Source organism: Vibrio sp. WZ-1, from assembly GCF_052037695.1.
Lineage (GTDB): Bacteria > Pseudomonadota > Gammaproteobacteria > Enterobacterales > Vibrionaceae > Vibrio.
Genome location: NZ_JBQEQR010000081.1, coordinates 201,043 through 215,152, shown reverse-complemented (window position 1 = coordinate 215,152; position 14,110 = coordinate 201,043). Strand labels below are relative to the sequence as shown.

Below are 14,110 nucleotides of genomic sequence, written 5' to 3'. Positions count from 1 at the left end.
AAAGAGTAGTTAGTAACAAAAGTTGACAAACTATAAGCGGGTGTTTATTGTTTACGCAATTTAGTTAGTAACAACAAGTTATATACCCAAGTTTACCTTGTGGAAAACTTCCCGCCAACTTCGTTGGAAAAACAATAAGATGCGGTTTGCACCGTACTGAGGGAATTTGGGTATAAACGAAAAAGGGCATGTAGAAGGGCTCCGAATGACCACCAATTTATTTTCGTCTCGCATCATCCAAAGTGCGTTAGATTTTGACGTATACAAAGTGAATATGATGAGTGCTGCTGCTGCGCTTTATCCTGATGCGATGGTGTCCTACAAATTCATCGTGCGTAGTGAAGAAGACCTGTCTGAATTACTGCCAGAGGTGAAAGCGGAAGTTCTTAAACTGCAAGACATCACCTTCTCTGCTGAAGAAATTGAATACATGAAGGGCGTTGCGCCTTATCTAAAACCAGAATTTGTTGATGCTCTGCACGCGTTTCGTTTTAACCCTCAACGCGATGTTTCTTTCAATATTAAAACCATGGCGGATGGTACAAGCCAATTACGCATCACCATCAATGGTCTTTGGACAGAAACCATTCTCTACGAAACCATCATCATGAGCATTGTGTCTGAAGTGCGAAGCCGTGCTCGTTGGGCAGATATTCCTGTTGAGCAGTTCCAATCTGTTTTAGAAGAGAAAGTTCGTCATCTCAAAGCAGAACTGAAACGTCGCAATATCACCAACTTTAAGTTTGCCGATATGTCGACCCGTCGTCGTTTCTCGTTCCAAGCACAACGTTCAATGTTGCAGTACCTGAGCAAAGAGTTGCCTGACTGCTTAACAGGAACCAGCAACTACCACTTGGCGAAAGAGCTTGGCTTGACACCGATTGGGACGGTGGCACACGAATGGTTCATGGGGCATCAAGCTCTGGTGAATGTTCGTGATTCGCAAAAGGTGGCTTTGCAGCGTTGGCAAGAGATGTTTAACGGTGCGTTAGGTATTGCGTTAACCGATACCATTGGTATTGATGCTTTCTTAAAAGACTTCGATGAAGAACTCAGTAATGCGTACGTGGGTGTTCGTCATGATAGTGGTTGCCCTTACACATGGGGCGAGAAGATGATCAAGCATTACCAATCACTTGGCATCGATCCAATGACCAAAACCTTAGTGTTTACCGATGGTTTAAACTTCGAGCAAGCACTGGATATTTGTGAGCGCTTCCAAGGTCGCATTCAAGTGAGTTTTGGTATTGGGACGTCGCTAGCAAACGATATGGGTGATTACACGAATGCACAAGGTGTTGCTTACAAGCCACTGTCTATCGTTATCAAAATGGTGTCTTGCAATGGTTCACCAGTTGCAAAAATCAGTGATGAGCCAGAGAAAGCGATGTGTGAAGATATCTTCTTCTTGATGAATTTGAAGCGTCGTTTTGAACAGCCACTCGATCTTGATGAGTGTCGTGTAATGCTTGATCGCTTGGAGAATGAAGGTGATGACTACTTAATTGACGCTTAGTCAAAAACACAAGCTCTAACCTTTTTTCTTCATTATCACCCTCTATGGTTTCGATAAATTTATATCGGCAAAACTAGAGGGTGATTTAGTTATAGTACAACCAGTAATCTAGTCAGGAATGAATGATGAACGTGGTTGTACATTTACAAAAAAAAACGATTAACAAACATGGCTATGAATGGGCGACGCGCCAAGCATGGAAGTGCGGCATTAAAGCGAACCTTGTTAAGCGTGTAATTGGCATTTTCAAAGGCCAGATCGTGTGTGTCGTTGAAGGTTGCCGTGCTGAGCTATCAACACCGATCAACAATCCAATACATGATGATGAAAAACAAGGCCGTTACGTTTTTGTTGGCGGCATCTTCTGGGAACCAAACAACATCATTGCCCCAGGCTTTCCCGACTTTATGTTTATGCATTTACGTAGTTTAAGTCATCGCCATAAGTATCTAACAGACGATGAGTTATTTTTGAGTTTGGCTTAGGTAGTGTAGTAAACGTCAATGACCAGTCTTTTCCTTAAGTCGATGCTTGGTGCGTTCGCAGTGTTGATCATTGCGCTGCTCTCTAAGTCGAAAAGCTTCTATATCGCAGGTTTGGTGCCGTTATTCCCTACCTTTGCACTGATTGCTCATTTTATTGTGGGTAGTGAGCGAGATATGGAAGCATTGCGTCAAACGGCTTTGTTTGGCATCTATTCTCTTATCCCTTATGCCGCGTATCTGATTTCTGTCTTCTACTTTAGTTACCGCTTGAGTTTGGTTGGCACGTTAACCGCAGCGACGGTTGTTTGGGTGATGTTTGCTTCGATGTTGCTTGCTTTCTGGACGCGATGGATGGTTCCTGCGTAATTATTACTCATCCTAGCAATGTAGTTAGTCGAATACTCATAGCTCATCTTGATGTGATCTAGCTCTGATTTACCTTAGCTTGCTCTTTTGCTGACGTAACTATAATAAAACAACGTTTTTTAACCTGCTAATGACAGAAGGCTCAATTTCGCCTGATGTGAATTTCAGTCCGCGATTTACTATACCGCCAAGCAAAGATAACTGTACTGGGAAGTAATCCATGAATATGAAATCTATCGCAATCGCTACAGCAGTTGTTGCTGTATTAGCAGGCTGTAAAGATAAGACACCACCAGCACCAACAGAAGCGAACATCACGCTTGTTGAAGCGGTCACTGAAACAGTGAAGAACCCACACCAAGTTTGTAAGGATGTGGTTGTAACTCATCAAGTTGCGCCAAAAGACAACAATAAGATCCTTGGTACTGTTGGCGGTGCGGCGGCAGGTGCTGCGCTAGGTAATCAAATTGGTGGTGGCTCGGGTAAAGTTATTGCAACGGCAGCAGGAACCATCGCTGGAGCAATTGCAGGGCGTGAAATTCAAGACAATGTTCAAAAGGGCGATGTTGTTACTTCAACAGAGAAGCAATGTCATACAGAATACACGACTTCTGAGAAAGTGGTTGGTTACAATGTCACTTATGAGGTGGCAGGCGCACCGACCACCGTGCGTATGAAGAGTAAGCCTGCAGGTAAGTCATTCCCAATCCAAGATGGCCAAGTGGTTCTTCCTCAATAATCACCAACGAATTTGAATGCAAAAAAGCCCTTTTGTTCACTGAACTTAAGGGCTTTTTAATTTTAGGATTTGGTGTTAATGGCTACTTATCCGCGAAATAGTCAACCAGCGTTTTACGCCATTTTCGTGACTCGCGAATTTGCAGTAGAGCACGATTGATCTCTTCTTCGTACGGATTGTTTTCCGTAATAATAAAGCCGTAATTCTGCTTCTCTAGTTGGTATGGCAACACCTCCAACTCTTCAAACTGCCCGACTAATCTGCCGCTGCCAATCATGTATTTGAGTACTACGTCATCAGCAACAATGGCCTCGACTTCGCCGTTCTCCAGAGCCTCTAAAAGAGCTGTCATATCAGTATAATCCTTGTGACGGATACCAAAACTGGTTAGCAGCAAAGAAGAGGTGGTAGCGGTTTTAGCGCCAACTTCAATATTGGCAAGGTCATTGATGCCTTTGATTTGTGAATAACCTTGGCTCAACGTGAGTTTACTGGCTAATACAGCCGTAATACTGGCGATAAAAAGCATACTGAAAACACCAATAAACACAGTAACGACCCGTCCTGACAAGCTCCTGAACTCAAAATAGTTAAAAGGTCCACGTGTGATAAAGAGCAAGCCAAGAATGAAGCTTTCAATCCAGCGACCAGCTCGGCTTTTCATTGAGTAAAGCTTTTCATTTTTCCCTTGCTCCAAAACATAGAAAAACGCTCCGACTAATCCTGCGACAAGCACAACTGCACCAACGATAAACCACAAAGAAGGGTTCAAAAAAATCGACTGTAAAGTATGAAGATAACCTTGATTTTTTACCGCTATCGCCAGGTGAGTTTCATAGAAAGAGTGAGAGAAATCCGCAAATAGCTCACGTTCTGGAGTGATGGAGATACACGAAACACCAATATCGATTTGCTCGGTTTCTATCGCGTTGAGTAGGTCATCTAAAGGGCGATTTTCAACGATAAACTCGACATTCATCTCCTTAGCTATCTGTTCCCACAGTTCAATGCTGAGACCGCTTAAATCCGTATCGATAGTGCCGATAACGAAAGGTGGGCAGGGGTAGCTCCCCACTTTGAGTGAAGATGCATCAGAAGACGTGCTGATAAAAGAGAGGATAAAAAATGCCGAAATTACAAAAGATTGAAGTATCGATTTAAAACCGTGTTGCATGTGCAGACCCTCAAGTAGAGGCAGCAATACATTGAATCGTGAGCTATAGCTCATAAAAGTATTGAGAAGTTAAGAGAGGCGATGACGAATTCAATACTGCCTTATTTATATTGATTACTACTTTAACTATAGCAGTTCATCTCACGTGCTCTTTCTCACCTCATCGGTTCATACCAGCAAACTTCCTGTATCTGCTTACAAAAGTCGAGTAACTGACCGTTTCTTAAGCGTCTGTAAGCGCACGTAAGAATTAGCAGAAAGCGTTACGTTTTTGTTTATCATGACTTTAATTATTGAACGGTGTTTTATTGAGGAAAAAAATGAATAAACAAGTATTGACGATGAGCATTCTCGTCGCGTTAAGTGGTTGTGGTACGGATGGGGAGAAGAGCACTACAACTAGCAACACCAAGGTGTTTACCTCCCAGTGCAATGAGCAATTGTCAGCGCAAGAGCCAAGTTTGTCTTTTTCTGTTAAAGGCGACGTAGCAGAACTAAAAGGTGTTATTTGTGAGGGTTCTCCAAAGGCATTTGAACAAATGATGGCTGCACATAGTGGTATTAAGCAACTCAAATTTATCAGTATTGACGGTTCGATTGATGATGAGGCAAACCTTAAACTTGCTTATAAAGTCCGTGAGAAGCAGCTGGATTCGTATATTGCCTCTGACGGAGAGATTGCATCGGGAGGCACGGATTTGTTCTTAGCTGGTGTAAATCGAATTATCGAACGAGGTGCCACAATTGGCGTGCATGCATGGGCTGCTGGCGACGGAGTTGCAACGGACTTTCCTGTCGGTCATAAGTATCACCAACCTTATATTGATTACTACAATAAAATGAAGCTCCCAAACCCAGAAGGTTTCTATTACTTCACCATTCAAGCCGCTCCTGCTGAAGGTATGCATAATATGACTGAGCAAGAAATTACGGCTTATGGGCTTGGAAAGGTGGTGTCTTCTGGTGAAACGGCTTTAGCAAGTGAAGTTGATAGTCAGCTTTTTGTGCAATTCAATTCGTCTTTGAATGCTCTTAAGGTTCAATCAATTTGGGGAGGTTATGGTAACTACCTGAGTAAAGCTCCGACTTATATGTTGCGTTTGGACGAGAAAAGCAGCACGCCTGTTACTGCTTTTCTGATCAATCCAAATAGAGCTCCTGATGGCGCGCAAAAGTTAGGGGTGAACGAAAGCGGCGCGTTGAATATCTATAAGTATGAACCCAATATGCATGTCTTTCATGATGCAATCAATAAGGGCAATGGAGCCTACGAAAGACAATATTCGTTTAATGGAGCTAAGTACTACCTACAAGTGTATAAGCCCTCGGAGACCTTTGTAGAAGGCGTGCATCAACGTAACACCATCGCGTTAGCCGTGCATGAGATGTTTCATGATTATCAGGATGAACACTTTAAATATCCTGCTAACCACTTCAATGAGCTTACTGGCTATCCAGTGAATGTAGAGCAGATTACCTACAAGCTTGCCGTTTTAGATCTATTCAAGTCTTTGCCAAAAGTGATGACTCAAGAAGAGGCAACAACAATGCTCAAACAATACATTGCGCTGACTCAAGAGCAGGTCAATATTGATACCAGCACTAAACAATATGCAAAGAACATGGGGTTGGGACAAGAGCTGTTTGAAGGCAGTGCTTGGTATGTTGAAGTGATGGCTTTGAGAAATGCGTTGCCAAACTTTTCTGACCTAAAATTTGTAGAGTCCTATGCATTTACCACAAATTACCAGAATCGAGAGAGTGTGGAATCTCAATTTGGGTGGGGCTATTTTTATCCAAGTGGCGCCGCAGCCATCTATGCACTGAAAGCGGCAGGTTACGATATTAATAAGTTAGAAAGTGGTATCACACCATTTGACGCTGCAAAGCAGGTAGTCGGTCAGTTTGATGTCTCAGCTGCACTGAATCAGATTAAGCAGAGTGATAAGTTTAAAACCTTGGAACAGAGTGCGGCTACCATTAATGCGATCAGGTAGTAGCGAGAGGTTGCCAGCGAGGGACGATGTTCGTCTCTCTCTAAACCTTGTCTCGTCCCAAAACACAAAAGCCGAGCGATGAATTCTCGGCTTTTTAGATAGTTTAAGCAGCGGGCGCTTGATGGTGCTTTTGTTCTTCAGCGAGTTTAACGGCTTTCTCTTGTTTTTGCCTACGGCGTTCGCGTTTGGATAGCCAGATTAGAGGAACAACAATCATCACAGTACCAATGGCCATAAAGATATCAGGCACTTCACCAAACCAGATTAAACCTACAACCACTGCACCAATCAAGCCGCTGTATTCTGCGCTGGCAATTTTGTTGCTATCAATGGAGCGATAAGCCAACACACACGTTGCTGCATAAATCATGATGAACAAGCTTGAACCTGCTGCAACAGGAAAAGAGCTCCAATCCCATGCTTCACCCTCGATAAATACCAACAACAGTGATACCGGAATACCAGCAAGATTAGTCATTAGCAGTGTATGTGGCACTGATTGTTTTTTTGGAAGTTTCCGAATCAACAAGTTATTGACTGCAAGCGTTACCGCAACAACCAAAGCAGACAATGCGGCCCAATCAATTTGATCGGGACGAATAATCACCAGTACGCCAGCAAACCCCATAACTGCAGCAGCAATAGATTGCTTGGAAAGTTTTTCGCCAAAGAAGATCGCAGCCAATGGCAACATGATCAAAGGTGCGGCATAGAAGATCGCATTTGCTGTGGCAAGTGGCATTGATGAGATAGCGAAGACCATAAAGATCGCCCCCGTGAGCCATACATGAGCACGCACAGCATGCCATTTAAAGCCTTCCATTAAGGGGGTTTGTTTTGTAAGCAGATAAACGGGTAATAACATCATCACAGCTGACAGTTGTCGGTAAAAAACAAACTGAAAAACTGGTACTTCATTACTGACGCTTTTGATCAAAGCATCTGAAAGCACCGCAACTAAGTTACCAACAATTAACAGCAGCATGGCTGCTCCGACCGATGTGACTTTCACTTTATTCCTCTCCTGATTCTTTGCCAAAGAGTAGGTGATGTCATAGGATGAAGTGAAGTGATATTTATTGGTTTAAGTATGAGATTTTTAGATAATGAAATTACCGCCTCTTAGAGCTGTCCATTGCTTTGAATCCGTTGCGCGTAATTTAAGTTTTTCCCTTGCAGCGGAAGAACTCAACGTAACCCAAAGCGCCGTTAGTCACCAGATTCGCCTATTGGAAGATTATCTCGGAGAAGCGTTGTTTATCCGTCAGGGGCGTAAGTTATCGCTCTCGGATACGGGGTTTCGTTATCTTGAAGATATCAGCCCTGCCATTAGTGCGATTGCGATGGCGAGTCAAAAAGTGCGTGAAGGCGAAAAGGGCAGTCTACGTTTGGCGATTTACAGCTCGCTGGCGGTGAAATGGTTAATCCCACGATTGGCGGACTTCAAGCGTCAACATCCAGAAATTGATCTTACGCTCAATATGGTTGCGGGGGATCCAGATCAAACCGATAGCGTAGGGGATTGCTTTATCACGGTGCAAAAGCCAAAAAGAAACTATATGGCGGTACGTCTGTACGATGAGACCTTGTACCCAGTGTGCAGCCTAAAGATTTGGAAAGAGATTCAAAACCAACCACTGCCAATTGCATTGTGGCAATATCCACTTCTCTCTACAGATTCTATCTATCGAGAGCGTGGTAAAGATTGGATGGAATGGTGTAAAGCTGGTGGGTATGAGCTACCAAAAGATATCGATATGCAGCACTTTAGTCACATGCTGCTAGCGATTGAAGCGGCACGTTACGATCAGGGTATTACCTTCGCCAATGATTTTATGTTGAACGAGCGCGATAAAGCTCAGGATTTGGTTTATATCCCTTCTCATGGATTAGAGACCGGAGACAGCTTTTACTTTGTGCATAAGAAGAATCGTGCTCGCCAACCTGAAATCATCAAATTGACCAACTGGCTCAAACAGCAATGCTTATAACATATTGAAGGGAGTTGCCTTGTGCTGTTTTTGGGGTGCTAGACTTAAGCTAGGTAGGTCAGTTGGGAGAAATGCATGAGTTACGAACATATTTTGGTTGCCGTGGATTTATCGGATTCAAGCCGAGCGGTGATCGACAAGGCCATTGCGATTGCCAAAGATGCGAACAGTAAGCTTTCTTTTGTTTTTGTTGATCACGACAGAGTGGCGCTAGAATCGAAGGATGAGCAAAAGCTAATGCAAGAATTGCAAGCTTTGGCTGACGAGAGTGATTACCCGGTGAGAGATACCATGGTTGTGATAGGGGATCTGCATATCAAACTTGCGGGTATTGCGAAGGAAAAAAGCATCGACCTGGTTGTTTGTGGACACCACCATAAGTTCATGAGTCGATTGTTCTCTTCAATTCCAAAACTTGCCAATGCTATTGAGGCCGATTTGTTGGTTGTGTATTTAGAATGAGTCCTAATTCGACATTCAAAGTAAAAGGGAGGCTATGCTAAGCCTCCCTTTGCTGTTCTATTGCGGCGTTACTGCTTTTTGATCAACGCATTGATCACGTCAATTGTGTACAGCTGGCAATCTACAGCGGTCTGCGGATCGAAGTCTTGCTTATGTTGGTCTGTGTTCGACAGAATACGAATGCCTACAAACGGCACTTGGTAAGCTTGAGCAACCAATGCCGCTGATGACGTTTCCATCTCTTCAACAGACGTACCATAGATTTCATGGAACCAGTTGATGCGGTCTACTTCGCGGTTCAATTCGTCCGCTGAACCAATCAAGCCTTTCACAACTTGGCCTTTTTTGTATCCTTCAGACAAAGAAAGAGCAGTTTCAACCAATGCCGGATCCGCTTTGAACTGTTTATGTTCAACCAACTCACCGTTTTCACGTAGACGCATGGTTACGTCGAAGTTCTGCCACTTGGTTGGGTCGATGCCTTTGCCTTTTTCAGCAAATTCAGACTTGTAAGAGCCCATGTTAAAACTTGCTTCACCAATAACAATGTCACCACGGTATAGCTTAGGATCGTGGCCGCCAGATGTGCCCTGGTTGATGACGTATTTCGGGTTGAAATGCTCAATCGCTATCGTTGTAGAAGCAGCAGCGTTCGCCAATCCTACTTCAGTGCGAGATACCACCACTGGGTAGCCGTCGATTTCACCTTGCCAGAAGGTCCAAGAGCCAACGGTGGTTTCTTTCGCATCATTTAAAGCTTCAACTAGTGTGCTGGTTTCAATATCCATCGCACCTTGAACAAGGATTGGTTGAGTTTGAGCGAAAACAGAGAAGGAAAGTACTGCAGGAATAAGTGCAGCGAAACGTTTAAAGATTTGCATACGGCATACTTACAAATGAAAAAGATGGCGCAATCTACCAATGGCAATCGTTTGCGTCAATTGGTACCATTGTTATTTTTCTCAATAAATGAAAATTCTTGGTTGTCGTTCTAATGAACGAGAATAAAAAAATCCGAGCGGGGGAGGCTCGGATTGGGTCGTTATCAGGATTAGATGAAATCGCTACTCAGCATTAAGGCATCTTGCTTAGGTTGTAAAATGAAGCTAGCTCACCAGTTGCCTTTTCTCCATTCATGTCGAGTTTCATTAACATGTTTTCACCAACGAAGTATTGGTTTGGTGCGGCTTCGTCAACCAGTGTGATAGTGTTACCTGCTTTGTTCCAAGTGAACTGGCCTTCAGATTTAAACTCACCGTCCTCTCTACCCTTATAAACTTGCATCAATGTATAGCTGCCATCTGGGTTTAAGGTTAGAGTTGTATCAATGCTTGCACAGTCGGCACATGGTAATTTACCTGTGTATGTGCCGTTCCAATCTAGCGCATTTTGTGCATTGTGTGCTGAATCAACAAATGTCTCTGTGGTGATCACTTGCTCTTCTTCAATCGGTGTAGCATCAAGAGTGGTTTCAACTTCAGTTGCTTGAGGTACATCAGTCGCGGTGCTCTCTGCTGGTTTCTCATCCTGACAGCCTGCCAAAGTAAATACAGCAGCCATTGTTATTGCTAGTAATGTCTTGTTCATTTTATTCCTCTTTAAATCAACGAGTTGATATACCCAAATAACCTAGTAACTATATGCTAAGGTCACTTGGGTATACCGCCATAATAATAGACCTGTTTCCTAAGCCTGCGTCAGAAAAAAGCAAACCATTGAACAACTTTTGTAAGAAAAAATCTTTAACGTCAGTGGTTTGCAAATAAGAAGGCACAGAAAAAGAAAATGGAAGAGGTATTCACTTGGACGGTTAGTGTTACCGGAAGGCTTCACCGCTGGATTGTTATCGTGTTTTTCCTCGCAAGGATGAGATACTTTGGCATGTTGCTGCTGGTTGTAATTTTTGCTTTGATGATTTGGCTCTAGCAGTGAACCCCATAATGCCTCTGAGATAAAAAAAGCTCATCAGATGATGAGCCTTTTACGTATTAGGATGCCTTATCCATTGCTGGAGGCGTTTTGACCTCCTTTGGCGGTGATTCCTCATCTGAATTATCAGTGAAGATTTCCGCAACAGCACTGCGCTCAAGCTCGCCTTGTAGATTACCTTGTTCATCCACAACTGGCAGTGAGTAGTCGCAAGACATGGTGTCGGGCAGAACTTGTTCAATCACCGAATCAGGAGAAACAACAGGCACTTCTTCGTAGATCTCCTCCGCCAGCTCTTGCGCGGCATCGGTTTTCGCTGCGTCTAGCAAGCTCTCTTTAGTTACGACACCTTGGTAGCCTTCGTCGGTCACGTGGTAGGCGTAGTCTTGTTTTACGCGCTTCATTTCTATGAGAGCTTCTTCGATGGTGGTTGCTGTAATGCGGTACGCTGGTGGCTGCATCACGGTTTCTACGGTCAGAGCTCGAGCTCGGTTTACGTCCTTAACAAAGGCTTCTACATAATCATCTGCTGGGTTAAGAAGGATTTCATCTGGAGAACCTTGTTGTACTAACTCACCATCTTTCAAGATTGCGATGCGATCACCCAAGCGAAGAGCTTCATCCAAATCATGGGTAATAAAGATAATAGTTTTGTGCAGTTTTTCTTGCAGTTCGATAAGTTGATCTTGCATTTCACTGCGGATCAATGGGTCGAGTGCAGAGAAAGCTTCATCCATCAGTAGGATTTCGGCGTCAGTAGCAAGAGCGCGAGCTAAACCGACACGCTGCTGTTGACCACCAGAAAGCTGAGCAGGATATTGGTTCTCGTAACCTTTAAGGCCGACAGTTTCCAACCATTCATTAGCTTTCGTAAGACGCGCTTCTTTCTTGATACCTTGGATTTCCAAGCCGTAAGCGACGTTGTCAACCACAGTGCGGTGAGGCAATAGACCAAAACGTTGGAATACCATCGACATCTTATGGCGACGAAACTCCTCCAGTTCGGTCGCTGAAAGCTGCATTACATCCACGCCCTCAACCAATATTTGCCCCATGGTCGGGTCAATCAGACGGTTGAAGTGGCGAATCATGGTTGACTTACCAGAGCCAGACAGCCCCATAATGACAAAAATTTCGCCTTTGTTAATTTGTAGGTTGATGTCTTTTAAACCAACGGTATGACCCGTATCAGCAAGAATTTGGTCTTTGCTTTGTCCTTGCTTTACTCGCTCAATGACGGTTTTTGGCTTTGCTCCGAAGATCTTATACAGCCCGCTGATTTCAATAAGTGGCTTAGTCATGTTTCAGATCTCCTAAGTGTGCTTGCGTTCGCTTCGCGTAAGCTTGCGATGCACGGTCAAACAGAATCGCCAGTGCCACAATTGCTAGGCCGTTAAGCAGACCAAGCGTGAAGTACTGGTTGGTGATTGATTTTAATACTGGCTGACCTAAGCCTTTAACACCAATCATAGAAGCGATAACAACCATAGAAAGCGCCATCATGATGGTTTGGTTGATGCCTGCCATAATGGTTGGCATTGCCAAAGGTAATTGCACGCCGACTAAGCGCTGTTTCTTACTGGCACCAAAGGCGGTGGCGGCTTCAAGTACTTCTTTGTCTACCAGTCGAATACCTAAGTTGGTCAAACGAATCACTGGTGGGATTGCGTAGATAACAACGGCAATCAAGCCGGGGATCTTACCGATACCAAGTAGCATAACCACTGGAATCAGATAGACAAACGCGGGCATGGTTTGCATCACGTCGAGCAGTGGTGTCACAACGGATTGCACGCGATTCGAACGTGCCATGGCAATACCAATCGGTATGCCGAGCGCAATGGCGAGCATGGTACACACAGTGATAATGCTGAGCGTCCGCATTGTATCTTCCCACATGCCAAAGTACCCAATCAGGAGCAATGACACGAAACACGCTACTGCCAGCTTCCATGAGCGACTTGCGGCGTAAACCAGCGCAGTACATACAGCAAGAATGATCATCCATGGTGTAGAAATGAGGAGTTTTTCGAACCAAACGAGAAATGAGAGAAGAGGATCGAAGAATGATTCAATAATGTCGCCGTATTCGCGAGAGAAATCGCGGTAGGCACCATCTAAGGTTTTACGGATGGCTCTAAGATCTGAGCGATCCATTTCTGGGAATTCGCTAAGCCAATTCGAGTCAGACATGTTTACTTCCTTTTCTTGCCGAGACTCCAGCGAGCCTCGGCATACAACAATTCGGTATTCCTATACCGTTTACGAAACGTCTAAGTCTTACAGTGCACTTTGCACTTTTTTAGCTACGTCTTGAGGAACCCATGTAGTCCAGATCTGCGGGTAGTTTTCTAGGAAATGGAACATAGTTTCTTCACCGTCTGCTTGGTTGTCTTCCATCCAAGCTAGCAGTTGGTTCATATCTGCATTAGTGAAACCACGTTTAGTGAAGTAGCCGTACGCAGCTGGAGAGCGCGAAGCAAATTCTTCTGTGGTGATGGTGTGAACTGGCGAAGGTGGGTACATGGTTGTTTTTGGACTTTCACAATCTGCTTGTGTTGTGCAGTTCACAAATTCTTCTTCATTTACGCCGCTACCAAAATCCACTTTTACCATGTCGTATTTACCAAGAACCGCAGTTGGTGCCCAGTAGTAACCAAACCATGCTTGTTCGCGTTCATAGGCTTTTGCAATTGAGCCATATAGACCAGCACTTGAGCCTGGGTCAATGATGTCGAAACCCGAGTCAGCAAGGTCCATTGCTTTGAAAAGGTTGCCTGCGCTGATTTGACAGTTCCAGCCAGCCGGACAACTGTAAAACGCTGATTTTGCTTTATCTTCTGGGTGAGAGAACAGCTTTGCGTGTTTTTTTACACCTTCGATAGATTTCATTTCAGGGTATTGCTTAACAAGATAGGCTGGGATCCAGAAACCTTCTTCACCACCATCGAGGAGTGCTTTACCTGCATAGCGTAGACGTTTTTCTTCAACGCCTTTGTCTAGCGCATCTTTAAGGCTGTTACTCCAAAGTTCTGGTGCCACATCGGGCTGCCCTTTTTCAATCATTGAGGTGCCAGTTGGCATGGTGTCGCCAGGAATAAGTTCGGCATCACAGCCGTAGCCGTGCTCAAGAATAAAACGGTCCACATTGGCAATAAGTGTTGCAGAGTTCCAGTTCATATCTGCAATGGTAACCGTCCCACACTCACTTGCGTTTGCGTTGGTTGCAGCTAGCGCACCAATCGCTAGTAGTAAGGGAGTTTTGTACGTCATATTGAGTTTCCTTTCTCTAAATAGCTCATCTAGGGTAACGAAATAATCGTTAGTGTTCAAACTAATGTGTCAGCTTAATTATATATTTATCTGTTAACAAGCGTGAAACGAATGGTGATAAATTGATTGAAATGGCATCGATTGTACGAGTTCGTTTATCATGATATGCCAATGAATA

At 44.0% G+C, this 14,110-nt stretch carries 14 protein-coding genes; 7 read left to right on the top strand and 7 right to left on the bottom strand.

All coding sequences use genetic code 11. The features are described from left to right. Positions 1–205: 205 nt before the first annotated feature. The 4 genes from pncB to ACTS60_RS19035 all read left to right on the top strand — a co-directional run bounded on the left by pncB (position 206) and on the right by ACTS60_RS19035 (position 3,106). Complete coding sequence (gene pncB / locus ACTS60_RS19050; protein WP_440889527.1) at positions 206–1,516, top strand: nicotinate phosphoribosyltransferase; 1,311 nt, start codon at positions 206–208, stop codon at positions 1,514–1,516. Positions 1,517–1,641: 125 nt separating this feature from the next. Further along, complete coding sequence (locus ACTS60_RS19045) at positions 1,642–2,001, top strand: acyl-CoA synthetase (protein ID WP_440889526.1); 360 nt, start codon at positions 1,642–1,644, stop codon at positions 1,999–2,001. A gap of 18 nt (positions 2,002–2,019) precedes the next feature. Continuing rightward, positions 2,020–2,367 carry a GlpM family protein gene (locus ACTS60_RS19040; protein WP_440889525.1) on the top strand — a complete coding sequence of 116 codons (348 nt, stop codon included), beginning with the start codon at positions 2,020–2,022 and terminating at the stop codon, positions 2,365–2,367. Positions 2,368–2,587: 220 nt separating this feature from the next. Beyond that, entirely contained in the window at positions 2,588–3,106 is a 519-nt protein-coding gene (locus ACTS60_RS19035) for a glycine zipper 2TM domain-containing protein (protein ID WP_440889524.1), read from the top strand. 82 nt (positions 3,107–3,188) lie between these two features. Here ACTS60_RS19035 and ACTS60_RS19030 read toward each other — a convergent pair whose 3' ends face one another. Next, complete coding sequence (locus tag ACTS60_RS19030; protein ID WP_440889523.1) at positions 3,189–4,280, bottom strand: transporter substrate-binding domain-containing protein; 1,092 nt, start codon at positions 4,278–4,280, stop codon at positions 3,189–3,191. A gap of 320 nt (positions 4,281–4,600) precedes the next feature. Here ACTS60_RS19030 and ACTS60_RS19025 point away from each other — a divergent pair, with 320 nt between their 5' ends. Then, positions 4,601–6,277 (top strand): hypothetical protein, encoded by a 1,677-nt coding sequence (locus tag ACTS60_RS19025; protein WP_440889522.1) that lies wholly within the window; start codon positions 4,601–4,603, stop codon positions 6,275–6,277. 103 nt (positions 6,278–6,380) lie between these two features. Here the strand turns inward: ACTS60_RS19025 and ACTS60_RS19020 are convergent, their stop codons facing one another. After that, positions 6,381–7,289: a DMT family transporter gene (locus ACTS60_RS19020; RefSeq protein ID WP_440889521.1), complete on the bottom strand. Its 909-nt coding sequence runs from the start codon at positions 7,287–7,289 to the stop codon at positions 6,381–6,383. Positions 7,290–7,383: 94 nt separating this feature from the next. Between ACTS60_RS19020 and ACTS60_RS19015 the strand changes: the two genes are divergently transcribed. Further along, positions 7,384–8,268, top strand: coding sequence for a LysR family transcriptional regulator (locus tag ACTS60_RS19015; RefSeq protein ID WP_440889520.1), 885 nt, complete (start codon positions 7,384–7,386; stop codon positions 8,266–8,268). 75 nt (positions 8,269–8,343) lie between these two features. Beyond that, positions 8,344–8,730: a universal stress protein gene (locus tag ACTS60_RS19010; RefSeq protein ID WP_440889519.1), complete on the top strand. Its 387-nt coding sequence runs from the start codon at positions 8,344–8,346 to the stop codon at positions 8,728–8,730. 68 nt (positions 8,731–8,798) lie between these two features. Here the strand turns inward: ACTS60_RS19010 and ACTS60_RS19005 are convergent, their stop codons facing one another. The 5 genes from ACTS60_RS19005 to ACTS60_RS18985 all read right to left on the bottom strand — a co-directional run bounded on the left by ACTS60_RS19005 (position 8,799) and on the right by ACTS60_RS18985 (position 13,932). Further along, a complete protein-coding gene (locus ACTS60_RS19005; RefSeq protein WP_440889518.1) occupies positions 8,799–9,611 on the bottom strand; it encodes a 5'-methylthioadenosine/S-adenosylhomocysteine nucleosidase in 813 nt (270 codons plus the stop codon). A 193-nt stretch (positions 9,612–9,804) separates the two neighbouring features. Next, entirely contained in the window at positions 9,805–10,317 is a 513-nt protein-coding gene (locus tag ACTS60_RS19000) for a copper resistance protein NlpE (RefSeq protein WP_440889517.1), read from the bottom strand. Between the two features lie 401 nt (positions 10,318–10,718). Beyond that, the gene (locus ACTS60_RS18995; protein WP_440889516.1) at positions 10,719–11,960 is read right to left on the bottom strand and encodes a quaternary amine ABC transporter ATP-binding protein; all 1,242 of its coding nucleotides are present in this window, start codon (positions 11,958–11,960) and stop codon (positions 10,719–10,721) included. Further along, positions 11,953–12,852: an ABC transporter permease gene (locus ACTS60_RS18990; protein WP_440889515.1), complete on the bottom strand. Its 900-nt coding sequence runs from the start codon at positions 12,850–12,852 to the stop codon at positions 11,953–11,955. The genes ACTS60_RS18995 and ACTS60_RS18990 overlap by 8 nt, the downstream gene beginning before the upstream one ends. An 87-nt stretch (positions 12,853–12,939) precedes the next feature. Next, positions 12,940–13,932, bottom strand: a complete 993-nt coding sequence (locus ACTS60_RS18985) for an ABC transporter substrate-binding protein (protein ID WP_440889514.1) — start codon at positions 13,930–13,932, stop codon at positions 12,940–12,942. Positions 13,933–14,110 lie beyond the last annotated feature (178 nt).